Origin of the sequence: Brevundimonas halotolerans (genome assembly GCF_003730275.1) — a bacterium.
GTDB classification, from domain to species: domain Bacteria; phylum Pseudomonadota; class Alphaproteobacteria; order Caulobacterales; family Caulobacteraceae; genus Brevundimonas; species Brevundimonas halotolerans.
The window spans coordinates 56,846-82,329 of the sequence record NZ_QTTA01000001.1; the positions used below are offsets into that span (position 1 = coordinate 56,846).

Below are 25,484 nucleotides of genomic sequence, written 5' to 3' on the forward strand. Positions count from 1 at the left end.
GGTTACGACGCCCCTACCCCCGCGCCTTCGCCTGTTGGCGGAAGCGGTGCAGCAGGGGTTCGGTGTAGCCGTTGGGCTGGGTGGTGCCTTCGAATACCAGGGCGCGGGCGGCGGCAAAGGCGAGGCTGTCGTCAAATCCCGGAGCCATAGGCCGGTACAGCGGGTCGCCGGCGTTCTGGGCATCGACCTTGGCGGCCATGCGGCGCAGCGCAGCCTCGACCTGTTCCGCCGTGCAGACGCCGTGCAGCAGCCAGTTGGCCATGTGCTGGCTGCTGATCCTGAGTGTCGCGCGGTCCTCCATCAGGCCCACGTCGTGGATGTCCGGCACCTTGGAACAGCCCACGCCCTGATCAATCCAGCGGACGACATAGCCGAGGATGCCCTGGGCGTTGTTGTCCAGTTCCTGCTCGATATCCTCGGCGCTCCAGTTACGGCCCTCGGCCAGTGGCGGGGTCAGCAGGTCCTCCAGCGGGCGAGGTGGGGCATCACCCATGGCCGCGCGGACCGCGAAGACGTCGGTCTGGTGATAGTGCAGCGCATGCAGGGTGGCGGCCGTTGGCGACGGCACCCAGGCGGTGTTGGCACCGGTCTTCGGATGCCCCGCTTTCTCCTCCAGCATCTGGGCCATGCGGTCCGGGGCGGCCCACATGCCCTTGCCGATCTGGGCCCGGCCCGACAGGCCGCACCGCAGCCCGATGGCGACATTGCGTTGCTCATAGGCGGAGATCCAAGTGCTGGACTTGATCTCGCCCTTTCGGACCACCGGCCCGGTCTGCATCAGGGTGTGGATCTCGTCGCCCGTACGGTCGAGGAAGCCGGTGTTGATGAAGACGATCCGGTCCTTCACTGCGTGGATACAGGCCGCGAGGTTGGCCGAGGTGCGGCGCTCCTCGTCCATCACGCCGACCTTGATCGTGTGCCGGTCCAGCCCCAGCAGGTCCTCGACCGCGTCGAACAGCCGGTTGGTGAAGGCGCACTCTTGGGGGCCATGCATCTTGGGTTTGACGATGTAGATCGACCCTTCGCAGCTGTTGCGGAAGGGGCCGGTGCCACGCAAGTCATAGAGGCCGATCAGGCTGGTGAGGATGGCGTCAAGGATGCCCTCCGGCGCCTCGGCCCCGTCGGGAAGCAGGACGGTCGGCGTGGTCATCAGATGGCCGACGTTCCGCACAAACAGCAGCGACCGGCCCGGCAGGGTGGCCTCGATTCCGTCCGGCGCAACATAGGCGACATCCGGATTGAGCCGGCGGGTGAGGGTCTTGCCGCCCTTGTCGAAGGTCTCGGCCAGGTCGCCCTTCATCAGGCCCAGCCAGTTGCGATAGGCGGCGACCTTGTCCTCGGCATCGACGCAGGCGACCGAGTCCTCGAGGTCAACGATGGTGGTCAGGGCCGATTCCAGCACGACGTCGGCAATGCTGGCCGGATCGGTGCGCCCGATCGGGTGGTCGGGGTCGAACACCACTTCGATGTGCAGGCCGTTGTGGCGGAACAGACGGCTCCGCTCAGTCTGGCCAACATACTGGCTGCTGTCGCGCAGGGCGATGCCCTGATGCGGATGGCTGAGGTCGGCCCAGGAGCCTTCGACCAGCGGCAGGGCCTCGTCCAGAAACGCCTTGGCGCGGGCGACGACGCGGGCGCCGCGATCCGCGTCATAGCCGCCCGACGGCGGCAGGTCGCCCAGGGCGTCGGTGCCATAGAGGGCGTCATACAGGCTGCCCCAGCGCGCGTTGGCGGCATTCAGCACGAAGCGGGCGTTGAGCACCGGCACGACCAGTTGCGGCCCGGCGCGGGTGGCGATCTCCGCATCCACATTTTGCGTGCCGATGGCGAAGGGCGCAGGCGCGTCGACCAGCCAGCCGATCTGTTTCAGGAAATCGCGCTGGGCGGCCACGTCATAGGGCTGGCCTTTCCGCTCGACGTGCCAGCTGTCGATGCGGGCCTGAAGGTCATCGCGCACCGCCAGCAGTCGCCGGTTCTCGGGCACCGCCCAATCCAGCAGGGTGCGCACCCCCGTCCAGAACTGCCCAGCCTCGATGCCCAGACCCGGCAGAACCTCTTGCTCCACGAAGGCGGCAAGGACAGGGGCGACGGTCAGATCGGCGCGAACAGGCATGGGCAGTCTCCGGTAGTTTCGGGCGCCTGTAACATTCCGTGATGACCCGGCGTAAGTCGAGGCCTTTTCGCAGACGCACACAAATCGCGGCCGCGCGCCTTGACTTGGCCATGTTCCGGGCCCATCTCCCCACCGTCGCCTCTTGCGATACCCGAACTGCGCCCGACGCGTGGGGTTCTGTTTTCTGAACCTTCCTGGCTGCAACCGGATCATCTTCTGACATTCATAGTCGCCCGTCACGCGGGGGCGGCACCCAAACTTCCCTTCCGGCCTGATGCCGGACCGGAGGCGAGGATGCGCGCACCCCCGGACCGATGGTCCGGCGTGTCCAAGATGCATCCTGCTCCGGTGATCGAAAGACACACGCGTAATGAACGCAACGACCCAAACCCAGGCCCTGCCGAAAACCTTTGCAGATATGGGGTTGAACCCGGCCCTGCTGCAGGCTCTGGCCTCTGAAAACTATACCATCCCTACGCCGATTCAGGCCCAGTCCATCCCCGATGTTATGACGGGCCGCGACCTGCTGGGTATCGCCCAGACCGGCACCGGCAAGACGGCCGCCTTTGCCCTGCCGATCCTGCACCGGCTGGCGGCCAACCGCGTCGCCCCCCTGCCCCGCACGACCCGCTGTCTGGTGCTGTCGCCGACGCGCGAACTGGCCTCCCAGATCGCCGAGAGCTTCAAGACCTATGGCAAGCATCTGGGCTTCCGCGTCGCCGTGATCTTCGGTGGCGTGAAATACGGCGGTCAGGAACGCGCCCTCAATCAGGGGCTCGACATTCTGGTGGCCGCGCCCGGTCGCCTGCTGGACCATATCCAGCAAAAGAACCTCGACCTGTCGGCCACGGAAATCTTCGTGCTGGACGAGGCCGACCAGATGCTGGACCTGGGCTTCATCAAGCCCATCCGCCAGATCGTCAGCCGCATCCCGGCCAAGCGCCAGAACCTGTTCTTCTCGGCCACCATGCCGGGCGAGATCGGCAAGCTGGCTGCTGAACTGCTCAAGGATCCCAAGCGGGTCCAGGTGACGCCGCAGGCGACCACCGTCCAGCGCATCAAACAGTCGATCATCTGGGTTGAACAGGGCCGCAAGCGCGCCCTGCTGACCGAGATGTTCAGCGATCCGGGCTATACCCGCTGCCTGGTGTTCACCAAGACCAAGCACGGGGCCGACAAGGTTGCCGCCTATCTGGAAGCGGGCGGCGTTGAAGCCGGCGCCATCCATGGCAACAAGAGCCAGCCCCAGCGCGAACGCACTCTGGAAGCCTTCAAGAAGGGCAAGCTGCGGGTGCTGGTGGCGACCGACATCGCCGCGCGCGGCATCGACGTGGACGGCGTCTCGCACGTCGTGAACTTCGAGCTGCCCTATGTGCCGGAGGCCTATGTGCACCGCATCGGCCGGACGGCCCGCGCGGGCGCCGATGGCACCGCCATCAGCTTCGTCGCCGGCGACGAGATGAAGCTGCTGAAGGACATCGAAAAGGTCACGCGCCAGAAGATCCCGGCGATCGACCGTCGCAACGACAAGGCGCTGGGTGCGCTTGATGCCGCCATCAGCGCCGCCGGCGTCGGCAAGAAGGCCACCCTGCCCGAGCGTGAGGATCGCCCGGCCCGGGATGGCGACAGTGAAGGCCGACGCAACCGCAATCGCCGGGGTCCCAAGCCCGGCGGTGCCCACGCGGGTGGACGCGGCCCCGGCCGCTCGCCTGACCGTCCCCACTACAACCCGATGGCCGGCGACCGTCCGGAAAGCTCGGCCCCCGCGCCGGTGTCGCAACTGAAGCGCCGTCGTCGCCGTCCGGGTCAGAAACCCGCCGCCGTCACCGCCAGCTAAGGCTCCGCATGCCCCCTTCGTTACCGGAGGGGGCATATCTTTGATGAACCTGTTTGCATTATAAACATGTCTGCTGTATCCGACCTCCATATCGCTGGAGATCAGATCATGTCCCTGACCGCTTCCCCCCTGTCTGACGACCGCCTGCACGGACTGGATGCCCTGCGCGGCATCGCCCTGTTGCTCGGTGTGGTGCTGCACACCCTGATGAGCTTCTTCCCGGTTCCGATCTGGGTGGTGGTCGATGACCAGACCTCGCCGGTCGCCTCGACGATCTTCTTTGCCATCCACCTGTTCCGGATGACGACCTTCTTCCTGATCGCCGGCCTGTTCGCCCATATGATGCTGGGCCGCAAAGGCCTGTGGGGGTTTGCCAAGGACCGGCTGATCCGCATCGCCGGGCCCCTGCTTGGCCTGTGGTGGCTGGCGCTGGCCGCGATCATCGCCGTACTGCTGTGGAACGTCGCCATCCAGAACGGCGGCAGCCTGCCCACGGACGGTCCGCCCCCGCCGCCCCTGACAGTCGAGACCTTTCCCCTGACCCATCTGTGGTTCCTCTGGGTGCTGCTGATCTTCTATGTGGCCATGCTGATGCTGCGGGCGCCGTTCGCCCTGCTGGACCGGAACGGGGGCTGGGGCCGGATGGTCGACCGCCTGACCGCCGCGCTGGTCGGGCCGTGGACCCCTGCGGTGCTGGCGGCACCGCTGGCGCTGGCCTTCTATCTGCACCCGAACTGGACCGCCTTCTTCGCCATTCCGACGCCGGATACGGGGCTGGTGCCCAATGCCGTAGCGCTGACCGGCTTTGGCAGTGCCTTCCTGTTCGGCTTTCTGCTGGACCGCAGGCGCGACCTGCTGGAGCGCATTCGCAGGCTGTGGCCGGTGTTCACCGTGGTGGCCTTCGGAACCGGCGCGGGCGCCCTGATGCTGGCCGGAGGCCCGGTGCCCGACCTGACCCCCGTCACCGACCCGTCGGCCAAGGCTGCGCTGGCCACCCTGATGGCGCTGGCAGTTTTCAGCGGTGCCATGGCCGCCATGTCGCTGGCGCTGCAGCTGTTCAGCCGCAGGAGCCCTGTGCGTCGCTATCTGGCCGACGCGTCCTACTGGATCTACATCGTCCACCTGCCGCTGGTGATGGTCGGCCAGACCCTGGTGCTGGGTCTTGCCGCGCCCTGGTGGCTCAAGGCCTCATTGGTGATCGGCGGCACGATGCTGGTCAGCCTGATCACCTATGAGCTGCTGGTGCGCCACAGCTTCATCGGACGCTGGCTGAACGGGCGGCGCATTCCCTGGAAACGTCAGGCCGAACCGGCCCCGGCGCCCGCCGAATAACATCTTGCCAAGCCCGGTCGGCTCGTCCACCCACGGACAAGCCGGTCCAAGGAGAACCGACCCATGGCGACCAAGCTGAGAACCCCGTCTGCAGAGGCTGATCTGGCCTTCATGCGCTCGATCGTGGAGGGCGGCGGCCGGATGCCGATGTCGGCAGCCATCTGCTATCTGGCTGGCGGGTTGCTGTATGGATTTCAGTGTCTGTTTCACATGGGACAGGCCGCCGGACTGATCCTGTGGGGGCCGGTGCCCAGCCTCGCTTTTGTAGTCGGGATCAGCGTCGCCTTCTTCATCGTGCTGATCTGGGCGATCCACCGGGACAACAAGCAGGGTGGCACCCGCAAGGGCACCACGTCCAACCGCGCCGTCAATGCCGCCCTCAGCGGCACCGGCATGGCCAATGCGGCGGTGATCATCATCTTCGGCGTCGGGGCGATGCGCGATCAGGACTTTGCCGTCTGGCTCTATTATCCCGCCATCATCTTCGCGCTGCAGAGCGCGGCCTGGTTCGTCGGCTGGAGCCTGAAGAAGAAGCGCTGGATGCTGGCGACCTCATTGGGCGGCTGGCTGACGGCGGTGGCACTGGGCGTACTGGTGCGCGAGCCGGTAGCCTACCTCGGCGTCTGCACCGCGGCCCTGTTCCTGCTGTTCGCGGGACCGGGCCTGATCATGTACCTCGAGGCCCGCACGCCGCGCACGGCGGCCTGAGCCACCATGGGTCTGGCCGGTCTGGGACAGATTGATGAGGTGATCCACGGTCGCATGCGGCTGGGGATCATGGTCTATCTCGCCGATGTCGAGACCGCCGACTTCACTGAACTGAAGACCGCGCTGGAAGCGACCCAGGGCAATCTGTCCGTCCACCTGAAGAAGCTGGCCGAGGCGGGCTATGTGTCCATCGACAAGAGCTTCCGGGACAACAAGCCCCTCACCGAGGTCACCATTACCAAGGACGGGCGGCGGGCGTTTGCGGCCTACCTTGAGGCGCTGAGCGGCCTGATCGGCGGTGGCGCATGACCCGGCCCCGCGTCATGGGTATCGTCAATGTCACGCCCGACAGCTTCTCGGACGGGGGACAGCTGGCGACGGTCGAGGCGGCAATCGTGCATGGGATGCGGCTGGTCGAGCAGGGGGCGGACATTCTGGATGTCGGCGGCGAAAGCACCCGACCCGGCGCCGAGCCGGTCGGAGAGGCCCAGGAACTGGACCGCGTGATGCCGGTCATCGCCGGACTGCGCGCGCAATGGGACGGCCCGATCAGCATCGACACGGTCAAGCCCGCCATAGCCCGCGCGGCGGTCGGGGCCGGCGCAACGATGTGGAACGATGTCAGCGCGCTGGGGTCCTCCCCCGACAGTCCGGCGGTCGCAGCCGAACTGGGTTGTGACGTCGTGCTGATGCATATGCAGGGTGAGCCTCGGACCATGCAGGCCGATCCGCGCTATGCAGATGTCGTGTCCGAGGTTCGCGATGCGCTGATGGCACGGGCGCAGGTCGCCCTCGAAGCGGGGGTTGAGCGCGAGCGTATCTGGCTGGATCCCGGCCTCGGTTTTGGCAAGACGCTAACACACAATCTGGCGCTGGTGGCCGGGCTGGGCGCGCTGGTCGAGACCGGCTTTCCCGTGCTGTTCGGGGCGAGCCGCAAGCGGATGATCCAGGCCATCGACCCCTTCGCGAGCGACCCGTGCGACCGGCTGGGCGGATCGCTGGCACTCGCGCTTGCGGCCGCTCGGAAGGGCGCGTCGGTCATCCGCGTGCACGATGTGCGCGAGACGGTTCAGGCTTTGAAAATTCAGGCCGCCTTTCAAGTGGAGAGTGGCGTCGCTCTCTAGCGATCCTCGCCCGACAGCCGTTCTTTCTCGACCGGATCAGAGCTGGGGCGCAGCAGGTCCTCGACCGCGTCATTGGACCCCTGAGCTGCCGCCTTGGGTGTCGCCTCGGACGGCGCTGATTTGCGGCTGCGGCCCTTGGGAGCACGGCCGAGGATTTCCAGCGCGTCATCACCCTCACGACCAAACACGCTGCGGATGCGCAGATCCGTCTGCGGGAACGGAATCTCGATACCGGCTTCGTCGAGGGCTTCGGCGATGGCCCAGGTATAGGCGGCGTGCATGGCGGCGGGCCGCTTGACGGCATCCTGCGTCGGCCAGACCAGCAGCTCGAAGTCGAGCCCGGACTCGCCGAAGCCGACCAGCCAGACCTGGCATTTGCGGGCCTCGGTCTCGGGCAGGGTGAAGGGGATGGCGCGCGCGGCCTTGAGCACCACGTCCCGGACCTCGGCACGGTCGGCCCCGTAGGCCACCGAGAACGGCACATGGATGCGGCGGGTGTCGCCCTTGAGCGTCCAGTTGGTGACCTTGCCTTCGATCAGGCTGGAGTTCGGGACGATAATGTTGATGTTGTCATTGGTGCGGATGCGGGTCGCCCGCGGCCCGATCTCGACAATGGCGCCGCGCGCATCGTCGAGCTCGACATAGTCGCCTACAGACACCATCCGGTCGAAGATCAGGAACAGGCCGGAGACAAACTCCTTGACCACGCCCTGAAGTCCCAGGCCCAGCCCGATGCCGATGGCCCCGGCAAACACCGCCAGCGACGACAGGTTCAGGCCCGCGGCCGACAGGGCCATGAAAAGACCGGCGATCAGAATGCCGTAGCCCGTCATCTTTTCGAGCAGGTACAGCGCCTGGGTCGAACGCGTAGCCTTGTACCGCAAACGCCGGATGGCTCGGGTCGCGGCCCAGGACAAGGCCCCGGCAACAGCGATGATGATGGCGGCGGTGAGCAGTCCGCCCAACGTCAGGGAAATGCCCCCAAGCCGCAGGACCGCTGCGTCCTGCAGCTCGGTGAGTTCATTGACCATGGTCCATCAATACCCAGCTTTGCCGTGGCGTTCCACCTCCGCTTGGCGAAACGGGTCAGACATCCCTATATCGTCCGTCCGGCCTCGTTTTGGGGCGAGATGAGAGGCCGAACCCATGACGCTGACCAAGGGACGCCGTTTTCTTCCCTCTCTGAGCCTGCAGGTTCTGGCAGCGCTGGCGCTGGGCCTGATCGTCGGAGCCATCGCCCAGTCACGCGGCCTGCCGGGCGGGGCCGAGACCGCCAGCTTCATCGGCTCCCTGGGCCAGCTCTGGCTGAATGCCCTGAAGATGACGATCGTACCGCTGGTCTTTTCGTTGCTGGTGACAGGCATCGCCTCTATCGCCGGGGCTGCGCACGGACCGGGCCGGGCGGGCCTGTTGGCCGGGCGGGCGCTGATGGTGTTTGCCATCCTGATCGTTGTCGCGACTGTCTATGCCATCGGCGCGGCCTATGGACTGCACGCCATCTGGCCGATCGACCCCGAAGGCGGCGCGCGCCTGATTGCCGGAGCACCGCCCAGCCCTGAAGGGGTAGGACCGGGTGCTCCGTTCGGCGAGTTCCTGAAAACGCTGGCTCCGGCCAACCCGATCCGCGCTGCCGCCGAGGACGCCATCCTGGGCCTGGTCGTGTTCGCCGTCTTCTTCGGCTTTGCTGCCACCCGCCTGCCCGACCGGCTGCGCCTGCCGCTCGTGACCTTCTTTGAAGCCGTGGCCGAGACCATGATCGTGATCGTGCGCTGGGTGCTGATGGCCGCGCCGGTCGGCGTGTTCGCCCTGGCGCTGGGCGTCGGGTTGACGGCGGGCGTCGGTGCCGCCGGAACCCTGGCCCACTATGTCGCCATTGTGTCGCTGGCGACCATCGGCATCACCCTGCTGTGCTATCCGCTGGTGGTGGCGTTCGGCAAGGTCAGCCTGGCCGGGTTTGCGCGCGGCGTGGCCCCGGCCCAGGTCGTCGCCTTTTCGACCCAGTCCTCGCTGGCCAGCCTGCCGGTCATGGTCGAACGCGCGGTCGATGCGCTGGGCGTCTCACGCCCCACAGCGGGTCTGGTGCTACCGCTGGCCGTGGCGGTGTTCCGCATCACCAGCCCGGTCGCCAATCTGGGCGTGGTCATCTATTGCGCCCATCTGTTCGGTATAGAACCCACCATGGGGCAGCTGGTCGCAGCGGGCCTGACGGCGGTGCTGGTCAGCATCGGCTCGGTCGGCCTGCCGGGCCAGATCAGCTTCTTCGTCTCGATCGCCCCGATCTGTATCGCCATGGGCGTGCCGCTCGAGATCCTGCCGCTGTTGCTGGCGGTCGAGGTGATCCCGGACATCTTCCGCACCGTCGGCAATGTCACCGCAGACATGGCCGTGGCGCGGATCGTCGAGGACGAAGTAGGTGCGCCCGCAGAGCCGGTCTGACGTCCAGCGTCAGTTGGCGGGGGGACGGCGGCCGGCTTCAAGAATCGGCATGCCCGCCTCGGTCGGCAGGTAGATGATCTGGCGATCGCCGCTGCCGGCCGTTTCCTGCAGCATGTTGATATAGGCCCAGCGCAGATAGTTCTCCGGACCGCCCAGGCTTTCGGCCATGATGCGGTTGGCCTCATTGGTGCCCTTGGCGCGCGCCACCTCGGCCTGGGCCGTCAGTTCGGCGGCATCCAGCAAAGCCTGCGCTTCCAGCACGCGGATGCGCCGGTTCTGGACGGCCTCTTCATAGGCCGCCTTGCCCGCCATGGTCTTGGAATAAACGTTGTAGGTCGGCATGCCGATCAGGAAGGCCGCACCCACCAGAATGATGGCCACCACCACCAAGATACTGAAACCCGTGCCACGCATGTCCTGAACCCTCCGACTGAGACGCCGTAAGGCTGGGGGGACACGACCCTCAGGTCAAGCGGTTCCGGTCAGTTGGGCACCAGTTCAATGATGTCGAGGTTGGATTCATACTGCGGCCAAGGGATGACAAGCCGCCAGCGGCGCGAGCCGATGCGTTCCAGCACAACCACCATGTCCCGGTCGGAGTTCTGACCATAGGAGTTCGCGGGCGGTTCTGACCCCAGCGCCATGGAGCCTAGCATCACCATCTCGCGGTCGTTCTCCGGAAACAGCAGGCCGGAGGGCCGCTGCGATCCGGTCAGTTTGGAGAATTTCAGGCCCGCCGGCGTGCGCTCGATCCGGCAGTCGAACCAGCCATAGACCACATAGCCGAGGCCACCCTCACCGCCTTGGGAGCCCAGTTTGACTGTGCGGCAGCGATAGTCGCCCTCGGGCGGGGTGACACCGCCAACGCCTGCATCCGGATCAAGCAAGGCGCCGAGCGAGCCGAGGTCGCCCGACCCCTCCTGTCGACGCGCCTGTTCCAGCGCCAGACGCCAGGCAGCATCGACGCGCCCATAGCGGTCGCGATCATAGCTGGTGATGATGGTGCGCCAGTCCCGCAGGACCGGGCCGGACCCATCCGGTGGCGGAGGCGGGGGCGGCGGGGCATAGCCTCCACCCGCCGAAGCGCAAGCCGACAGGATCAGGGCCGCCAGCGCGGTCAGTCCGACCGTGCGGACGTGGCGGGCATAGGACATGGCAACCCCTTCTCGTCAGGACCGGGCCAGTGGGCCCGGGCGAAGCGCGGAGGTCAAGGCCGGAGGGTCTATTCGCCGCTGTCGGCGGTCTCGGCGGCCTTCTTGCGGGGCGCGCGACGACGAGCCGGCGCGGCCTCGTCCGAGGCCGTGTCCGACGAAGCCTCGGAGACGCGCGGGGTCGGGCGGGTCAGAAAGCCCGGCAGGGCGTCTGCGTCGGACGTCTCCCGGACGGGGGCATCCTCGCGCGGGCGACGCGGCTTGCGGGCGGGACGGGCCGGCGCCTCGGTGCGCGCCTCGGGCGCGTCGTCGGACGGTCCCTCCGAGGTTTGCGGCTCCTCGTTGGAACGGTCCTCGGACACGTCGGACTCGCCGTCCTGAGAGGGCCTGCGGCCGCGTTGTTCGTCCTTGCGGCGCTCCCAGCGTTCGCGACGAGTCTCGCGGCGACCGCCGCCGTCGCCCTCGCTGCGGGCCTCGCCGTCCGTGTCGCGGTCACGGTCACGGTCACGGTCGCGATCCCGGTCCCGGTCCCGGTCACGGTCACGGTCACGATCGCGGTCCCGGTCATTGGTCTGGGGCTGCTGGCCTTGCGGCTGCTGACCGGACGGATTGCCGCCGTTCGGATTGCCGGTGTTGTTCTGCTGGTTGTTCTGTTGAGCCTGCTGGGCCGCGAGGAAGGCGGCCGCCTGGGCGCCACTTTCATCTTCGAAGTCGATGTCGAAGCCCTGATTGGACAGTTCGCGCTGGGCGATTTCCGACACTGGCCGCTGCGGCTGCAGCGCCCTCAGTACGCGGAAATAATGCTCGGCGTGCTGCAGATAGTTCTCGGCCAGGACGCGATCACCGGCAGAGGCAGCGTCGCGCGCCAGCTGCATATAGCGCTCATAGACGGTCTGGGCATTGCCGCGGACCTTGATGTTCTCAGGGCCTTGCGAATCCCATGACCGGTTCGGATTGGCGCTGTTGGCATTGTTGTTGCCACCGGGCTTCCTGTTGCGGCCGCGTTGGCGCTTCATGCCCTTGAAATCTCTCATAGACTCTACCGTTCCGGGAGGGTGGCCGACACAGGTGACTGTCGAGGCCGGGTTTTGTTTCGTCTGTCCGTGGTTCGGGAGGAATCCCGCCATCAATGTCATCGGAAGCCGTTGTCACCCGCGCGGTCCACCCGGGCCCGTGTCAGGGATCGGGTCGTCGCGCATGCCGCTCGCCTGTCAGTTGGCCCGGAAGGGCGCACGGAGATGCGATTGGTGGGAGACAGACAAGACTTAGCGCGCCTTGGCCGGCATTCCAAGGGGTCTTTTTCCGGCGCCCTGCGAGGGGCCGGCTCAGGAAAGGAGAGACATATCCGGCGCCTGTGCACGCGGATCGGGACCGTTTGTCACCACCCGACTGCGATTGGCCAGGTCGAGCACCACCTTCACATCGTCGAACCCGCCCTCGTCGAACAGGGCCTTGACCGCATCGCCCTGGTCCCAGCCGATCTCGACCGCAAAGATCCCGTCCGGCTTCATGACGCGGCGGATCTCGGGCACCAGCTGGCGGTAAGCCTCAAGCCCGTCCGGGCCGCCGTCCAGCGCCAGGTGCGGATCATGGTCTCGAACCTCCGGGTCCAGCCCGGCGATGTCAGCCGTTGGGATATAGGGCGGGTTCGACACCACAAGATCGAAGCTCTGGTCTTCAAACCCGGTCGCCCACTCTGTCCGGAGGAAGGCCGCACGACCCTCCAGACCAAGACTGGCAGCATTGTCACGAGCCACAGCCAGCGCCTCGGTCGAGATGTCGGTGCCGACGCCGGTCGCCCCTGCCCGCTCCGCCAGAAAGGCCAGCAGGATGGCGCCCGAGCCAGTCCCGAGGTCCGCAATCTGGAACGCCTGATGCGGCGCAAAGGCGGCCAGACCCACGTCCAGGAGCGTCTCGGTGTCCGGACGCGGGCTCAGCACATCCGGCGTCACGCTGAGCATGATCTTCCAGAAGCCCTTGCGGCCCAGAATGCGCGAGACGGGTTCGCGCTTCAGCCGGCGGTCGATCATGGCCTCATAGGCCGCGGCCTGTTCGGCCGTCACCGCCCGGTAGGGATCGGTCAGGATGTCGAGGCGGCTGACGTCGCAGGCGGCTTCCAGCAACAGGCGGGAATCGATCGACGGGCTGTCGATGCGGCCCGCCTTCAGACGGGTCTGGGCGGTCTTCCAGGTGGTGAGCAGCGTCGGTGTGTCGGACATGGGCGTTGATTGGGGGGCTCGGCACGAAAATTCAAGCGGAACGGCAGGCCAGCGTGGCCGTTAGCGGACCATGGCGTCATCCTCCTCGAAACCGCCCGGCATGGGCGGCCCGCTGGTCGGGCTGGCGGCGGCCCTGTTCGGCGGTCTGGCCGCGGGGGCCGGTGCCGCGCACCTCCTGCATCGGAAAGGCCACAAGGTCGGCGTGGATTTGCGCCGCTACCGCCCCGAGCCCGCCGAACCTCTGCCCCCGACGCCCGAGGACTATGAGGCCCGGGAACCCGGGCGCGGAAGGGTGGCGCAAAAGCCCGGCCAGATACCGCGTAAGGGCTGGACCGACATCCTGTGGCGCACCGGCGCCAGCTATTTCGGGGACCGGGTCGGATTCGTTTCGGGCGGAGTCACTTTCTTTGTGCTGCTGGCCCTGTTTCCGACGCTGGCTACCATCGTCACTGTCTATGGCCTGTTCGCGGACCCCGAGGACGCCTGGGGAAGATTGCGCTTCCTCTATTCCGTCCTGCCCTCCGGCGTGGCGCAGTTCATCGGCGGTGAGATGCAGAGGCTGGCCGAGGACTCCCGGCCGCGCTTGACGGTGACGCTGATCGGCACATTGGCCCTGTCGCTTTGGGTCGCCAACAACGGCATCAAGACGCTCTTCTACGGGCTGAACATCGCCTATCACGAGGTCGAGCGACGCAATGTCGTCCACTACAATCTGTTGTGCATGGGGTTCACCCTGGCGGGTCTGGCGGCGGTTCTGGTGACCGCAGCCCTGGTGGTCGGGGTGCCGCTGGTTCTGGGGCCCCTGGGTCTCGCCACCCATCTGGAGCCACTGGCTCCCCTGCGTTGGCTCGTGCTCTATGTTGTCTACATTACGGCGCTGACGGTCATCTACAGGCATGGCCCCTGCCGGGCGCGGGCGCGTTGGCGTTGGCTGACGCCCGGCGCCGTGATGGCGGCCACCCTCAGTCTGGGCTTGTCGGCTGTGTTCAGCTGGTATCTGCAAAATTTCGTGAGGACTGACAGCTTTGGCCCGCTGGCGGCTATGATGGGTTTCCTGCTGTGGACCTGGCTGACCGTGCAGATCATCCTGATGGGCGCCGAGCTGAACGCCGAGATCGAGCACCAGACGGCCGTCGACACGACCGTTGGCGAGCCGGAGCCGATCGGCGAGCGTGGCGCCATCGTCGCCGACAGTGTGGGCGCCAAACGCGGCAGCCCCGCCGCGCTGAACTTCACGCTCAAACACGCTGAGGCGATATCCGACCGACTGCTGCGGCGGCGCAATCGCAAGCGTGCCCGGAAGAGCTAGACCTCAGGCCGAGCGGGCGCGGATGGGGGCGGCCCCATCGGACAGGGACTCGTTCAGGTAAACCTCGGCTTCCTGCGCAGGCAGGGCCGGGGCATAGCCGAAGCCCTGCCCGTAGTGACAGTTGTCCTGCAGCAGCAGGGCCGCCAGACCGGCGTTCTCGACGCCCTCGGCCACGACCTCCAGCGACAGGTCACGCCCGAGATTGACGACCGAGCGCACGATCTTGGCTGAGCCCTCGTCCCGATCCATGGTCAGCACGAAATAGCGGTCGATCTTGAGCGTATCGAACGGCAGACGCGCCAGATAGCTGAGTGACGAGAAACCGGTGCCGAAGTCGTCCAGCGCCAGCGAGGCCCCGACCTCTTTCAGGCGCGCCAGCACCACCGCAGCACTGGCCGTGTCGCGCATGATGTCACCTTCGGTGACCTCCAGCTTCAGCGCACCGCGGGGCAGGCCAGTCTCTTCGATGATACGGGCCACGTCCTCGACCAGATTGGGGCGCTCGATCTCGCCGACCGACAGATTGACGCTGCAGAACAGCTTGCCGGCCATCGGGTGGCGCTTCAGCCATTCGGCCAGCTGGCGCGCGGCTTGGGTCATCATCAGCAGACCCAGCTCGTTCATCAGACCCATTTCGTCGGTCAGGGTCAGGAATTCGTCGGGCGGGACCAGCCCCCGCTTGGGGTGACGCCAACGACACAGAGCCTCAAACCCGGCCACGGCGCCGGTCTTGAGGTTCACGATGGGCTGATAGAAGGCTTCGATCTCGCCGCGCACAAAGGCATTGCGCAGGTCAGACTCCAGCGCCAGTCGCGACAGGCTGTCGGTTTCCAACGCCCGACCATAGGCGGCAGCGCCGCCGCGGCCAGCCGACTTGGCCTGCTCGACCGCTAGCTCAACCCTACGCAGCAGTTCGCCGGGATCCGGGGCATCGGGCCCGCCCTCGGCCGTCACGGCCCCGATCGAGACCGTCGGATAGATGTCAAAGCCGGCGACCCGCAGCGGCTGTTCCAGCGCCTGACGCAGGCGGCCCGGGACATGGCCGGTGCCCTTGCGAACCAGAACCGCGAACTCATCCTCGCCGATCCGGGCAGGCAGGTCGTCGCCCGAGAAAGCTGCTGCCAGACGGGAGCCCAGGGCAGACAACACCCGATCCACCCGCTCATGGCCCAGCGCCTCGTTGAGACGACGCAGGCGATCCACATCGGCGACCACCAGCTCATAGTCTCCGGCCCGCGTCAGGGTCTCGCCGACCCGCGCGAGGAAGGAGCGCCGGTCCAGCAATCCGGTCAAGGGATCACGGTCCGATCCGGCAAAGGTTGTCTCCAGCGCGACCACACCTGCGGCCCGCAGACCGTCTTCCAGCCAGACACCGCGCCACAGACAGGTCGGATGATCCCGCATGCGCAGACGCACGGCGATTTCGGTGCCTTCCGCCTGGGGCTTGAGCAGGGCCTCTGCCAATGCCCGGTCCTGCGGCATGGCCACTGCGGCAAAGGCGGCGCCGGAACATTCGGGGGCCAGCGGGCCCAGTCCCAGCGGTCGGCTGGCCCCGGTCACGCGCAAGCGGTCCTCGGACGGGGTCCAGACCCACAGGGCCGAGTCAGCCGCTGCCAGCGCCTCGATGGCCATCGAGGCATCCCAGGCCAGGGCTGATTGCCGCGTACTCACCCGCCTGAACGATCCTCACCCGGCGCTTTGCCAGCGCCATCCTCGTGTCGATCATCGACACGTCCGAACAGAAGATGATCTGCCCATGCGCCGTTAATTTTGAGATAAGCCCGGGCCATTCCTTCGGACTCAAACCCGGCTTTTTCCAGGACCCGGCGCGAGGCGACGTTCCACGGCACGCAGGCCGCCTCGACCCGGTGGAGGTTCAGCGTGTCGAACGCAAAGGCGACCATGCCCCGGACCGCAGCCGTGCAATAGCCCTTCCCGGCATGGGGTTGGCCGATCCAGTAGCCGAGGGTCCCGGCCTCGCTGACGCCTCGGCGGATGTGGGACAGGGTGACCGCACCGGCCAGCTGGCCGCTGGAGGCTTCGAACACAAAGAACGGCCAGGCCGTGCCGAGGTCCATCTCTCGGCCGTAAAGAGCCAGACGCCTTCGAAAGGCGGGTCGGGTCAGATCGTCTTCGGGCCAGGCGGGCTCAAAGGGCGCCAGATAGGCCTGTGACACCGCCCGGAGCGCGGCCCAGGCTTCATAGTCCGCCGAACGCGGCGGACGCAGCACAACCCCCTCCGACTGAAGCGTCGGGCCAGACCGCTCGCTGATCCAGTCCAGAATAGCCATCGGTCAGGCTTATCCTGTCAGGGCGCGCTCGAACAGCAGGCCCGCTGACAGGCCGGCCTTCGGTCCGAGCACCGCCGTGGCCGTCAGGCCCGGCGCCAGACAGCTTGCCAGGGCCTGCCGCACATCCTCACGGCTCTGGGACATGACCTCGTCGACCATGGCGTCGCTGCTGACCGGATGGCCGAAGATCAGCGACTGGGTTGCCAGTCGCCCGGCGCGCGCGACGGGGCTTTCGTCGGCCATGCGGATGCCGGCCCGGGCGACGGCGCGGGCGCGGTCGAGTTCGCGGTCGGTCGGACCGTCGGTCACCAGCGCCCGGATCGTCTCGCCACAGACCCGGGCCAGTTCAGCCGCCCGGTCGGCAGCTGAGCCCGCATAGATGCCCAGCAGGCCGCAGTCGGCATAGCTCTCGTGGTAGGCGTCGATGGCATAGGCCAGTCCCCGCTCTTCCCGGGCGGTCTGGAACAGGCGCGAGGCCATGCCACCCCCCAGAATCTCGACGCCCAGCCTCAGCGCGGGCCGGCGCGGGTCGGTATGGCTGAGGCCCGGAAGCAGGAAGACCAGATTCGCCTGCTCGATCCGACGAGCCAGCCGCGCCTCACCGCCCATGAACGTCCCGGACGGCACAGGCGACGCCGCGCGGGCGGCGCCTTCCAAAAAGCCGCGCTCGACCAGGGCCAGAAGCCGCGCCTCATCGACATTCCCCGATACGGACACCACGATCCGGTCAGGCCGGTACATGTCCGCACGGAAGGCCCGGATGGCTTCGCGGTCGATGGGGGCCAGCGTCTCAACCTGACCGAGGATGGCGCGTCCCAGAGGCTGGCCCTCGAACGCGCGCGACTGCGCCATTTCGAAGACGTGGTCGTCGGGGGTATCAAACGCCTCGGCGATTTCCTGAGCGACGACGTCCTTTTCGCGTTCGACCTCATCCGAATCGAACACCGGGCGGAAGATCAGGTCGGAGATCACCTGAAGTGCGGTCTCCAGCCCGTCCGCCATGGCCCGGACCTCGAAGACGGTCCGCTCATAGCCGGTCGAGGCATTGATCGAGCCGCCCCCGGCCTCGATCCGCTCGACAATCTCGCGGGCCGACATGTCGCCCGCCCCCTTGAACACCATGTGCTCCAGGAAATGGGACCAGCCGGAATGCTCGGGGCTTTCGTGCCGCGCGCCGGCGGCGATGGCCACGCAGACAGCCACGGTCTGCAGACCCGGAATTGGATCGCAGACGACGCGGACGCCATTCGGCAGGGTGTGGGATTTCAGGGTCAGGATGTCAGCTTCCGGCGGAGCAGAGCGATGTAGAATCCGGCCAGCGCAAGCGCCAGGCCGAACCAGGTCAGGGCATAGCCCAGATGGTTATTTGAAAACGCGGCGGGAGGGGCGGAGGGTTGCAGTGCCTCCCAACCCGGCCATGCCGAGCCGGTGGCAAACAGCACATAGGGAGGCACCGGGCCCTCGACGCCCAGCGCCCGGCTCATGGCCTCGGTGTCGCGGGCGTAGAAGCGGTTACCCTCCGGCGGCGGGGCAAAGGCGCCGGGCACTTCCACCCGCCGGGCCTGGGCGGTGATGGCGGGGATGGCAGCGGGCTGTTGCGCCGGGCGGGCGCTCACCGTTTCGGGCACAAAGCCCAGGTCGACCAGCCAGCCGTCACAGCTGGAGATCAGACGCACGCCCACCTCTCCGTCCTGGATGGATTGAAGCTCTACCCACCGGCCGTTCTGGAAATCACAGACGAGCACGGCCGTGCGGAACTCCGGATCCGGCATCTGCGCGAGGGCCTCCAGAGACACCGGCGGCAGGTCGGCAGCGGCCTCGGCGCGAGCGATCAGGCCCTGCTTCCACTGAAGGCGCTGAACCTGCCACACGCCCAGCGACACGAGCAGGACGAAAGCCAGAAGCGAGACGATGGTCAGCCCCCAGGGAAAGCGGGCCGTCCTGTGTTCAGACATGGGGCGCGACTCCATGGTGGCGATCGCGGATCTGCAGGGCAATCATCAGCCCCTTGCCCGGACGCATCAAGCCGAAGGACAGGGCCAGAACCAGCGGCACCGCCACGATCAGCAACACCCACAGCGGGGGCGCAAAGGCGATCTGCAGGCCCAGCGCAAGAAACGCCGAGATGCCGCCCGAGATCTGCATGATGAAGACGGATGCTCCATCGCCGGTGTTCAGCCGGGTGAAGTCGGTGCCGCAGACCGCGCAGCAATCCACCACCTTGAGAAAGCCGGCGAACAGTTTGCCCTCGCCGCAGGCCGGGCACCGGCAAAGCAAACCGGCGCGGATCGGGTTGATCCGCGCCGGCTGAAGATCGATCCCTGTGGGCCCGTTGATCACCCGTAGATGACGTAGACGAAGGCGAACAGGAACAGCCAGACCACGTCGACGAAGTGCCAGTACCAGGCCGCGGCCTCAAAGCCGAAATGCTTCTTCGGCGACATCTGGCCCGCCATCAGCCGCAGCAGGCAGACGGCCAGGAACAGGGTGCCGATCAGCACGTGGAACCCGTGAAAACCGGTCGCCATGAAGAAGATCGACCCGTACAGGCCCGAGTTCACCGCTTCCTCGTTGAAGAACAGGTTCTCGTGGATGATGTGGTAATATTCGTACGCCTGAACGCCGGTGAACAGCACCCCCAGAAGAACCGTGATCAGCAGGCCCAGCTTGGCGCCTTTGCGGTCACCGACCTGAAGCGCGTGGTGGGCCCAGGTGACCGTCGTACCGCTCAGCAGCAGGATGACGGTGTTCAGCAGCGGCAGTTGCCAGGCATCCAGCACCTCGACGCCCTTGGGCGGCCACAGGCTCGTACCATCGGCATTGGTCCACGCGGTGGCCGTGTCGGTCCAGAAGCTGATCGCCGGGATGTGTGCGCGCACCTCGTTGTAGACGGACATTTCGAAGAACATCCAGAAGAAGGCCGCGAAGAACATGATTTCCGACGCGATGAACAGCACCATGCCGTAGCGCAGGCCGATCGAGACGACCGGCGTGTGATCGCCCTGACGGCTTTCCTTGATCACGTCGCTCCACCAGCCGAACATGGAATAGAGCACGCCCGCCAGACCGGCGAAGAACAGCCACTGGGTCCCGGCCTCAAGACCAAAGACGCCTTTCATCCAGGCAACCGCGCCGACCATCATCACCGTGACGGCGATCGAGGCGACCAGCGGCCACGGGCTGGGATTGACCAGGTGATAGTCGTGATGAGGAGCGGCGTGCGCGTCAGCCATTCTGGGGTCTCTTGCTCTCGGATAGACTCGTGATTGGCCCTATAGCGCTCACGATCCCGACGCGCCAGAGTTTGCCGTCACCGAAGCGGGGTCAAAATCCTTGGTCGGGTAGAACGTATAGCTGAGCGTGATCTGGGTCACGCCCCTGCCTTCGGGATCGGTGGCCAGTTCGGGGGCCACGAAATACTGCACCGGAAAGCGCATCGTCTCGCCGGCGGGGATGACCTGACCGTCAAAACAGAAGCATTGCAGCTTCTGGAAATAGGCCCCGGCCCGCTCGGGCACGACATTATAGGCGGCCGTGGCGCCGATCGGCTGATCGGAGGTGTTGGTCACCTCGAAATAGGCCATGCCCGTCTCGCCGATTCGCACGCGCTGCTGCAGTTGCTCGGCCTTGAACTCCATCGGCAAGTTGCGGACATTGGTGTCGAAGCGGATCAGCACCGTCTCGTCCAGCACGACGTCCGGGGCCTTGTCGGCCTTGCGCACCGTGCCGTCAAAGCCGGTCACCTGACAGAACAGCTGATAGAGCGGCACGGCGGCAAACGCGGCACCGGTCATCAGCATGACCACACCGCCGCAGATCAGGGCGATCAGATTCTTGCGATTCATGAGGCGCCCTTGCTACCGGGGCCGGTCGGCTGGGCCGGGGCCTCGGCGACAGCTCTTGCGGCTGACGAGTCAGAGATGTTCTGCTTCAGGCGCAGAAAGGTCGTCAGAAAGACCAGCACCATGAAGGCGACCAGTCCCAGCGCGATCCACAGATTGCGGCGCTTGCGGGCGGTCAGTTCTTCTTCGGTCAGGCGCATGAGGGGCATACCAGGGTGGATGCGGGCAGGTTCTCGAGCAGGAGCGCCAGGAACAGCAGCATCAGATACAGGATCGAATAGGCGAACAGATTGCGAGCCGGTTTGGCGTCAATCCGCACATCATACAATGCGGCCTCTCGTCCCACAGCGGGACCGCCATGGGTTCGGTCGGCCTCGGGCTGATCCCCTGCCCGGCTGCGCCACAGCCGAAAGGCCAGCAGCAGGAACAACAGGCCGCCGATCAGCGACACACCCAGATAGATCGCTCCCCCGAGGTCCGTCACGCCCGGCAGGATGGCGACCGGCACCAGAACCAGACTGTAGAGCAGGATCTGCAGGCGGGTCGACTTCGCCCCCCGCGCCACCGGCATCATGGGAATTCCCGCCCGCGCATAGTCACCGGCCGAATAGAGGGCCAGCGCCCAGCTGTGCGGCGGCGTCCACAGAAAGATGATCAGGAACAGCAGCCAGGCCTGCCACGGCGCATCGCCGGTCACGGCGGCCCAGCCGATCACCGGAGGGAATGCTCCGGCCGCCCCGCCAATGACGATGTTCTGCGGCGTCCGGCGTTTGAGCATCAGGGTGTAGAAGCCGGCGTAATAGACGATGGTCAGCGCCAGCAAGCCGGCCGCGAACCAGTTGGTGTTCATGCCCAGCAGCATGACCGAGAACAGCGACAGGACCGCGCCATAGGCCAGGGCGTCGTTCTTGTTGACGCGACCGGCGGCGACGGGCCGACCCCGGGTGCGCTTCATCAGGGCATCGGTCTCGCCCTCCAGCCCCATATTGAGGGCCCCGGCGGCGCCGGCGCCGACCGCAATGCACAGGATGGCGATGGCGGCGACCAGCGGATTCAGCTGACCTGGTGCAACGACCAGGCCCGTCACCGCCGTGAAGATGACAAGCGACATGACGCGCGGCTTCAGCAGCTGGAAATAGTCACCGGGCTGGGCAGTCGACAGTCTGGGCCGCGTGTCGGTCATGGGTCGGGAGACCGTGTCGTTCTATGAAAGGTCAGGACCGTCCCTTCACAAGGAAGGGACGGTCCCGGGGACTTCGGATCAGGCCGTCCGGCGCGGATGCGCCCTCGGGTCAGTGGTGTTTCTCGTCCTTGACCACCGGCAGCTCATTGAACTGGTGATGCGGCGGCGGCGAGGACAGGGTCCATTCCAGGGTCGTGGCGCCTTCGCCCCACGGATTGGCAACGCCCGGGCGACGACGGATGGCGGCCTCGATCAGCACGATCAGGAAGACCACGACGCCGACCACGGTGATCACATAGCCCCACGACGACACCTGGTTCCAGAAGGTATAGGCCTCCGGATAGTCGATGTAGCGACGCGGCATGCCCTGCAGGCCGAGGAAGTGCTGCGGGAAGAAGATCACATTCACGCCGACGAACATGATCCAGAAGTGCAGCGCGCCCAGGAACTCATTGTACTTCACGCCGAACATCTTCTCGAACCAGTAGTAGAAGCCCGCGAAGATAGCGAACACGGCGCCCAGCGACAGCACATAGTGGAAGTGGGCGACGACGTAATAGGTGTCGTGGAAGCTGTAGTCGATGCCGGCATTGGCCAGCACCACGCCGGTCACGCCGCCGATGGTGAACAGGAAGATGAAGCCGACAGCCCACAGCATGGGCGTCTTGAAGTCGATGGACCCGCCCCACATGGTCGCGATCCAGCTGAATATCTTCACCCCGGTTGGAACAGCGATGACCATGGTCGCGGCGATGAAATAGGCCCGCAGGTTCACGGTCATGCCGACGGTGTACATGTGGTGGGCCCACACGACGAAGCCGATGAAGCCGATGGCCACCATGGCGTAGGCCATGGCCAGATAGCCGAACACGGGCTTCTTCGAGAAGGTCGAGACGATGTGGCTGATGATGCCGAAGCCCGGCAGGATCAGGATGTAGACCTCGGGGTGACCGAAGAACCAGAACAGATGCTGGAACATCACCGGATCACCGCCGCCGGCGGGGTCAAAGAAGCTGGTGCCGAAGTTGCGGTCGGTCAGCAGCATGGTGATGGCGCCCGCCAGGACCGGCAGCGACAGCAGCAGCAGGAAGGCGGTGATCAGCACCGACCAGGCGAACAGCGGCATGCGGTGCAGGGTCATCCCCGGCGCGCGCATGTTGAAGATGGTGGTGATGAAGTTGATGGCGCCGAGGATCGAGCTGGCGCCCGCGACGTGCAGGGAGAAGATCGCCAGATCCATGGCCGGGCCGGTGTGGCCCATGGTCGACAGCGGCGGATAGATGGTCCAGCCCCCGCCAAAGCCCTTGCCCGGGCCACCGTCGACGAACATCGACATGCACAGCAGGATCCAGGCCGCGACCAGCAGCCAGAACGAAATGTTGTTCATGCGCGGGAAGGCCATGTCCGGCGCACCGATCATGATGGGCACGAACCAGTTGCCGAAGCCGCCGATCATGGCGGGCATGACCATGAAGAAGATCATGATCAGGGCGTGGGCCGTCACGGTGACGTTATAGCCGTGCTTGGACGCCTCAACGAGACCCAGCTGCTCGATCAGACCGCCCTGCACGAACACCTGCATGCCCGGCTCGGCCAGTTCCCAGCGGATCAGGCCCGAAAGGGCGCCGCCGACGATGCCCGCCATGATGGCGAACAGCAGATACAGGGTGCCGATGTCCTTGTGATTGGTCGACAGGAACCAGCGGGTGAAGAACCCGGGCTTGTGGTCGTGATCGTCGTGGGCGGCGTGTGCGGTGGCCATGGTCGTTTCGGGGCTCTCGCGTAACTTATTGGGCGGCGGCGGGCGTTGCCGCCGGTTCGGAGGTGGCGGCATCAGCCGCCGTATCGGTTGTCGCTTCGGCGGCCGGAGCGACCTCAGCGGCGGCGGCTTCAGCCGCAGCAGCCGTCATGGAACCGCCCTTGGAGGCGACCCAGGCGGCGAACTCGGCTTCGGTCACCACGCGGATTTCGATGGGCATGAAGGCGTGATCGACGCCGCACAGCTCTGAGCACTGGCCGTAGTAGACGCCGGTGCGCTCTGCGTTGAACCAGGTCTCATTCGTGCGGCCCGGGACGGCGTCGGTCTTCAGGCCAAAGGCCGGCAGGGCGACCGAGTGAATGACATCCGACGCCGTGATCAGCAGACGCACCGTCTTGCCGACCGGCACGACCATGGCCTCGTCTGCAGCCAGACGATACGGCACGTTGCGGGCCTGGGCCTCGTCTTCCGGCAGCATGTTCGAGATATACTCGGGGACAGCCTGGTCGGGGTATTCATAGCCCCAGTTCCACTGGTTGCCGGTGACCTTCACGGTCAGGTCCGGCTCGGGCATGGCCTCATACTTGTACAGCAGCCGGAACGAGAAGATCGCGATCACCAGCAGGATCACGACGGGCACGATGGTCCAGATCACCTCGATCAGGGTGTTGTGGCTCCACTTGGCCGGGACCGGATTGGCCTTCTTGTTGTAGCGGATTGCCACCCAGATCAGCAGGCCCAGTACGAACAGGCTGATGATCGTGATGACCGGCATCAGGATCACGTCGTGGAACCAGATGGCGTCGTGCTTGAGCTCGGACGCCGCCGGCTGAAGGGCAATACCCCCGGCCCCCGGAGTCGGTTGACCCAGCAGTTCCTGGGCCATGGCGGGCATGGCCGAGGCCCCCACCATGATCGTGGCGCCGATCGAAGCGGTCATTGCCGCCGTGGCTGCCTTAAGGGCGCGAATGCCCGATGCCATCGCAGACGTCCTCATCTCAGTCTTTCCTACGAGCGATCTGCGAACGGATCGCAGACGCACCCGGCCCCTCGGGCGTAGTGTGATGGCCGGTCCTTATCCCCCCGCTTCGCGCTTGCCAAGCGATGGAGGGTCATCAATGCCGCTCCATGACGCCGCACCCGGAAATTAAATCGTCGTCATGTTTCGCAAGCTACCTTGCATCACCCAATAGCTTGCGATAGAGAATGGGTCATCAAAGGAGGCCGATTTGCCCGAGCCGATTGAAATACAGCTGAAGAAGGGGGTGCTGGGCCTGTGCGTCCTGGCCCTTCTGGCCCGTGATGACAGCTACGCCTACGAGATCGCCAGTCGCCTGTCCGATGCGATCGATATGGGCGAAGGCACCATCTATCCCCTGATGCGCCGCATGCAGACGGATGGCTGGGTCGAGACCTATCTGGTCGAATCACCCGCCGGCCCTTCGCGTAAATACTACCGCCTGACCGATGCCGGCCGACGCGCTCTGGAAGACCAGGGCCGCGAATGGCGCCGCTTTGCCAAGGCCGTCGATGACCTGATCACCGAGGCGGACACGCCCGTGCCCGCCACCACAGACACGCAAGAGGGGGGAGCTGCCCAATGACACGCGCCGAATTCATGTCCCGGCTCAAGAAGGGTCTGGTCGGCATGCCGACCAGCGCCGCCGCCGAAGTCCTCAACGACTATGAGGCCCATTTCGATGACGGTCTGGCTGAGGGCCGCAGCGAGGCCGAGGTGGCCGCAGCCCTCGGTAATCCGGACCGCCTCGCCCGCGAGCTGAAGGCCGAGGCCGGTATCCGCCGCTGGCATCAGGAACAGAACCCCTCATCTGCCACGGCCGCCATTCTCGCGGTGCTGGGACTGGGCGCCATCGACATTCTGATCCTGCTGCCGCTGCTGATGAGCATCGTCGGCGTCATTCTGGGCGGCTATGCCGCCGCGCTGGGCACCTTCATTGCGGGAGTCATCCTCATGGTGGCAGGCCCCATCGCCGGAGCCCCCGGCGGTCCCCTGGCCGCCATCCTCGCCGGACTGGGCCTGATGGCTGCGTCCGTCACGGGCGCCGCCCTGCTGACCGTGCTGACCATCTGGCTGGTCAACGGCGTCGTCTGGTTCGCCCGCCTTCATTATCGCCTGCTCAAGCCCGCGCTTGAGCCACAGGTCGCCTGACCCCTTTTCC

At 66.2% G+C, this 25,484-nt stretch carries 26 protein-coding genes; 9 read left to right on the forward strand and 17 right to left on the reverse strand.

Going from position 1 to position 25,484, the window contains the following annotated elements; translation table 11 throughout:
- Positions 1-13: 13 nt before the first annotated feature.
- Complete coding sequence (locus EG854_RS00230) at positions 14-2,113, reverse strand: malate synthase G (protein WP_123285728.1); 2,100 nt, start codon at positions 2,111-2,113, stop codon at positions 14-16.
- Positions 2,114-2,483: 370 nt separating this feature from the next.
- Here EG854_RS00230 and EG854_RS00235 point away from each other — a divergent pair, with 370 nt between their 5' ends.
- The 5 genes from EG854_RS00235 (at position 2,484) to folP (ending at position 7,114) form a co-directional block, all read left to right on the forward strand.
- Positions 2,484-3,950 (forward strand): DEAD/DEAH box helicase, encoded by a 1,467-nt coding sequence (locus tag EG854_RS00235; protein WP_241153053.1) that lies wholly within the window; start codon positions 2,484-2,486, stop codon positions 3,948-3,950.
- A 108-nt stretch (positions 3,951-4,058) separates the two neighbouring features.
- On the forward strand, positions 4,059-5,282 hold the full coding sequence (locus EG854_RS00240) for an acyltransferase family protein (protein ID WP_164461731.1): 1,224 nt from the start codon (positions 4,059-4,061) through the stop codon (positions 5,280-5,282).
- 63 nt (positions 5,283-5,345) lie between these two features.
- Positions 5,346-5,990 carry a hypothetical protein gene (locus EG854_RS00245; RefSeq protein ID WP_123285730.1) on the forward strand — a complete coding sequence of 215 codons (645 nt, stop codon included), beginning with the start codon at positions 5,346-5,348 and terminating at the stop codon, positions 5,988-5,990.
- A 6-nt stretch (positions 5,991-5,996) separates the two neighbouring features.
- Complete coding sequence (locus EG854_RS00250) at positions 5,997-6,299, forward strand: winged helix-turn-helix domain-containing protein (protein ID WP_123285731.1); 303 nt, start codon at positions 5,997-5,999, stop codon at positions 6,297-6,299.
- Positions 6,296-7,114 carry a dihydropteroate synthase gene (gene folP / locus EG854_RS00255; RefSeq protein WP_123285732.1) on the forward strand — a complete coding sequence of 273 codons (819 nt, stop codon included), beginning with the start codon at positions 6,296-6,298 and terminating at the stop codon, positions 7,112-7,114. Before EG854_RS00250 ends, folP begins: the two co-directional genes overlap by 4 nt.
- Here folP and EG854_RS00260 read toward each other — a convergent pair.
- The gene (locus EG854_RS00260) at positions 7,111-8,145 is read right to left on the reverse strand and encodes a mechanosensitive ion channel family protein (RefSeq protein ID WP_123285733.1); all 1,035 of its coding nucleotides are present in this window, start codon (positions 8,143-8,145) and stop codon (positions 7,111-7,113) included. The genes folP and EG854_RS00260 overlap by 4 nt on opposite strands.
- Positions 8,146-8,260: 115 nt before the next feature.
- Here EG854_RS00260 and EG854_RS00265 point away from each other — a divergent pair, with 115 nt between their 5' ends.
- Positions 8,261-9,550 (forward strand): dicarboxylate/amino acid:cation symporter, encoded by a 1,290-nt coding sequence (locus tag EG854_RS00265; RefSeq protein ID WP_123285734.1) that lies wholly within the window; start codon positions 8,261-8,263, stop codon positions 9,548-9,550.
- 9 nt (positions 9,551-9,559) lie between these two features.
- Here the strand turns inward: EG854_RS00265 and EG854_RS00270 are convergent, their stop codons facing one another.
- The 4 genes from EG854_RS00270 to prmC form a co-directional block, all read right to left on the reverse strand.
- On the reverse strand, positions 9,560-9,964 hold the full coding sequence (locus EG854_RS00270; protein ID WP_123285735.1) for an SPFH domain-containing protein: 405 nt from the start codon (positions 9,962-9,964) through the stop codon (positions 9,560-9,562).
- Between the two features lie 68 nt (positions 9,965-10,032).
- Complete coding sequence (locus EG854_RS00275; protein ID WP_123285736.1) at positions 10,033-10,704, reverse strand: DUF4893 domain-containing protein; 672 nt, start codon at positions 10,702-10,704, stop codon at positions 10,033-10,035.
- A gap of 68 nt (positions 10,705-10,772) precedes the next feature.
- Entirely contained in the window at positions 10,773-11,717 is a 945-nt protein-coding gene (locus EG854_RS00280) for a DUF4167 domain-containing protein (RefSeq protein ID WP_241153054.1), read from the reverse strand.
- 309 nt (positions 11,718-12,026) lie between these two features.
- Positions 12,027-12,920, reverse strand: coding sequence for a peptide chain release factor N(5)-glutamine methyltransferase (gene prmC / locus EG854_RS00285; RefSeq protein ID WP_123285738.1), 894 nt, complete (start codon positions 12,918-12,920; stop codon positions 12,027-12,029).
- A 70-nt stretch (positions 12,921-12,990) separates the two neighbouring features.
- Between prmC and EG854_RS00290 the strand changes: the two genes are divergently transcribed.
- Positions 12,991-14,229: a YihY/virulence factor BrkB family protein gene (locus tag EG854_RS00290; protein WP_123285739.1), complete on the forward strand. Its 1,239-nt coding sequence runs from the start codon at positions 12,991-12,993 to the stop codon at positions 14,227-14,229.
- Between the two features lie 3 nt (positions 14,230-14,232).
- On the opposite strand, the gene EG854_RS00295 is transcribed toward EG854_RS00290, so the two are convergent.
- From EG854_RS00295 to coxB, 11 genes are all read right to left on the reverse strand, one after another.
- Positions 14,233-15,861, reverse strand: coding sequence for a putative bifunctional diguanylate cyclase/phosphodiesterase (locus tag EG854_RS00295; RefSeq protein ID WP_123285767.1), 1,629 nt, complete (start codon positions 15,859-15,861; stop codon positions 14,233-14,235).
- Positions 15,862-15,896: 35 nt separating this feature from the next.
- Complete coding sequence (locus tag EG854_RS00300) at positions 15,897-16,520, reverse strand: GNAT family N-acetyltransferase (protein WP_123285740.1); 624 nt, start codon at positions 16,518-16,520, stop codon at positions 15,897-15,899.
- Positions 16,521-16,529: 9 nt separating this feature from the next.
- Positions 16,530-17,861: a M16 family metallopeptidase gene (locus EG854_RS00305; RefSeq protein WP_420886897.1), complete on the reverse strand. Its 1,332-nt coding sequence runs from the start codon at positions 17,859-17,861 to the stop codon at positions 16,530-16,532.
- Entirely contained in the window at positions 17,792-18,475 is a 684-nt protein-coding gene (locus EG854_RS00310) for an SURF1 family protein (protein WP_123285768.1), read from the reverse strand. Before EG854_RS00310 ends, EG854_RS00305 begins: the two co-directional genes overlap by 70 nt.
- The gene (locus EG854_RS00315) at positions 18,468-18,860 is read right to left on the reverse strand and encodes a DUF983 domain-containing protein (protein WP_123285742.1); all 393 of its coding nucleotides are present in this window, start codon (positions 18,858-18,860) and stop codon (positions 18,468-18,470) included. The genes EG854_RS00310 and EG854_RS00315 overlap by 8 nt, the downstream gene beginning before the upstream one ends.
- The gene (locus EG854_RS00320; RefSeq protein ID WP_123285743.1) at positions 18,857-19,753 is read right to left on the reverse strand and encodes a cytochrome c oxidase subunit 3; all 897 of its coding nucleotides are present in this window, start codon (positions 19,751-19,753) and stop codon (positions 18,857-18,859) included. The genes EG854_RS00315 and EG854_RS00320 overlap by 4 nt, the downstream gene beginning before the upstream one ends.
- 48 nt (positions 19,754-19,801) lie before the next feature.
- Positions 19,802-20,365 carry a cytochrome c oxidase assembly protein gene (locus EG854_RS00325; protein WP_123285744.1) on the reverse strand — a complete coding sequence of 188 codons (564 nt, stop codon included), beginning with the start codon at positions 20,363-20,365 and terminating at the stop codon, positions 19,802-19,804.
- Positions 20,362-20,562 (reverse strand): hypothetical protein, encoded by a 201-nt coding sequence (locus tag EG854_RS00330; protein ID WP_123285745.1) that lies wholly within the window; start codon positions 20,560-20,562, stop codon positions 20,362-20,364. The genes EG854_RS00325 and EG854_RS00330 overlap by 4 nt, the downstream gene beginning before the upstream one ends.
- Entirely contained in the window at positions 20,553-21,545 is a 993-nt protein-coding gene (cyoE, locus tag EG854_RS00335; protein ID WP_123285746.1) for a heme o synthase, read from the reverse strand. Before cyoE ends, EG854_RS00330 begins: the two co-directional genes overlap by 10 nt.
- A gap of 109 nt (positions 21,546-21,654) precedes the next feature.
- Positions 21,655-23,307 (reverse strand): cytochrome c oxidase subunit I, encoded by a 1,653-nt coding sequence (ctaD, locus tag EG854_RS00340; protein WP_123285747.1) that lies wholly within the window; start codon positions 23,305-23,307, stop codon positions 21,655-21,657.
- Between the two features lie 25 nt (positions 23,308-23,332).
- Entirely contained in the window at positions 23,333-24,244 is a 912-nt protein-coding gene (gene coxB / locus EG854_RS00345) for a cytochrome c oxidase subunit II (protein WP_241153056.1), read from the reverse strand.
- Positions 24,245-24,533: 289 nt separating this feature from the next.
- On the opposite strand from coxB, the gene EG854_RS00350 reads away from it, so the two are divergent.
- Positions 24,534-24,908 (forward strand): PadR family transcriptional regulator, encoded by a 375-nt coding sequence (locus tag EG854_RS00350; RefSeq protein ID WP_123285749.1) that lies wholly within the window; start codon positions 24,534-24,536, stop codon positions 24,906-24,908.
- Positions 24,905-25,474, forward strand: a complete 570-nt coding sequence (locus EG854_RS00355) for a DUF1700 domain-containing protein (RefSeq protein ID WP_123285750.1) — start codon at positions 24,905-24,907, stop codon at positions 25,472-25,474. Before EG854_RS00350 ends, EG854_RS00355 begins: the two co-directional genes overlap by 4 nt.
- Positions 25,475-25,484 lie beyond the last annotated feature (10 nt).

Bases quoted from the DNA above. Each gene is read 5' to 3' on its own strand.
- EG854_RS00230 (WP_123285728.1), bottom strand. From the start codon at position 2,113: ATGCCTGTTCGCGCCGATCTGACCGTCGCCCCTGTCCTTGCCGCCTTC.
- EG854_RS00235 (WP_241153053.1), top strand. From the start codon at position 2,484: ATGAACGCAACGACCCAAACCCAGGCCCTGCCGAAAACCTTTGCAGAT.
- EG854_RS00240 (WP_164461731.1), top strand. From the start codon at position 4,059: ATGTCCCTGACCGCTTCCCCCCTGTCTGACGACCGCCTGCACGGACTG.
- EG854_RS00245 (WP_123285730.1), top strand. From the start codon at position 5,346: ATGGCGACCAAGCTGAGAACCCCGTCTGCAGAGGCTGATCTGGCCTTC.
- EG854_RS00250 (WP_123285731.1), top strand. From the start codon at position 5,997: ATGGGTCTGGCCGGTCTGGGACAGATTGATGAGGTGATCCACGGTCGC.
- folP (WP_123285732.1), top strand. From the start codon at position 6,296: ATGACCCGGCCCCGCGTCATGGGTATCGTCAATGTCACGCCCGACAGC.
- EG854_RS00260 (WP_123285733.1), bottom strand. From the start codon at position 8,145: ATGGTCAATGAACTCACCGAGCTGCAGGACGCAGCGGTCCTGCGGCTT.
- EG854_RS00265 (WP_123285734.1), top strand. From the start codon at position 8,261: ATGACGCTGACCAAGGGACGCCGTTTTCTTCCCTCTCTGAGCCTGCAG.
- EG854_RS00270 (WP_123285735.1), bottom strand. From the start codon at position 9,964: ATGCGTGGCACGGGTTTCAGTATCTTGGTGGTGGTGGCCATCATTCTG.
- EG854_RS00275 (WP_123285736.1), bottom strand. From the start codon at position 10,704: ATGTCCTATGCCCGCCACGTCCGCACGGTCGGACTGACCGCGCTGGCG.
- EG854_RS00280 (WP_241153054.1), bottom strand. From the start codon at position 11,717: ATGAAGCGCCAACGCGGCCGCAACAGGAAGCCCGGTGGCAACAACAAT.
- prmC (WP_123285738.1), bottom strand. From the start codon at position 12,920: ATGTCCGACACACCGACGCTGCTCACCACCTGGAAGACCGCCCAGACC.
- EG854_RS00290 (WP_123285739.1), top strand. From the start codon at position 12,991: ATGGCGTCATCCTCCTCGAAACCGCCCGGCATGGGCGGCCCGCTGGTC.
- EG854_RS00295 (WP_123285767.1), bottom strand. From the start codon at position 15,861: ATGGCCATCGAGGCGCTGGCAGCGGCTGACTCGGCCCTGTGGGTCTGG.
- EG854_RS00300 (WP_123285740.1), bottom strand. From the start codon at position 16,520: ATGGCTATTCTGGACTGGATCAGCGAGCGGTCTGGCCCGACGCTTCAG.
- EG854_RS00310 (WP_123285768.1), bottom strand. From the start codon at position 18,475: ATGTCTGAACACAGGACGGCCCGCTTTCCCTGGGGGCTGACCATCGTC.
- EG854_RS00320 (WP_123285743.1), bottom strand. From the start codon at position 19,753: ATGGCTGACGCGCACGCCGCTCCTCATCACGACTATCACCTGGTCAAT.
- EG854_RS00325 (WP_123285744.1), bottom strand. From the start codon at position 20,365: ATGAATCGCAAGAATCTGATCGCCCTGATCTGCGGCGGTGTGGTCATG.
- EG854_RS00330 (WP_123285745.1), bottom strand. From the start codon at position 20,562: ATGCGCCTGACCGAAGAAGAACTGACCGCCCGCAAGCGCCGCAATCTG.
- cyoE (WP_123285746.1), bottom strand. From the start codon at position 21,545: ATGACCGACACGCGGCCCAGACTGTCGACTGCCCAGCCCGGTGACTAT.
- ctaD (WP_123285747.1), bottom strand. From the start codon at position 23,307: ATGGCCACCGCACACGCCGCCCACGACGATCACGACCACAAGCCCGGG.
- coxB (WP_241153056.1), bottom strand. From the start codon at position 24,244: ATGACCGCTTCGATCGGCGCCACGATCATGGTGGGGGCCTCGGCCATG.
- EG854_RS00355 (WP_123285750.1), top strand. From the start codon at position 24,905: ATGACACGCGCCGAATTCATGTCCCGGCTCAAGAAGGGTCTGGTCGGC.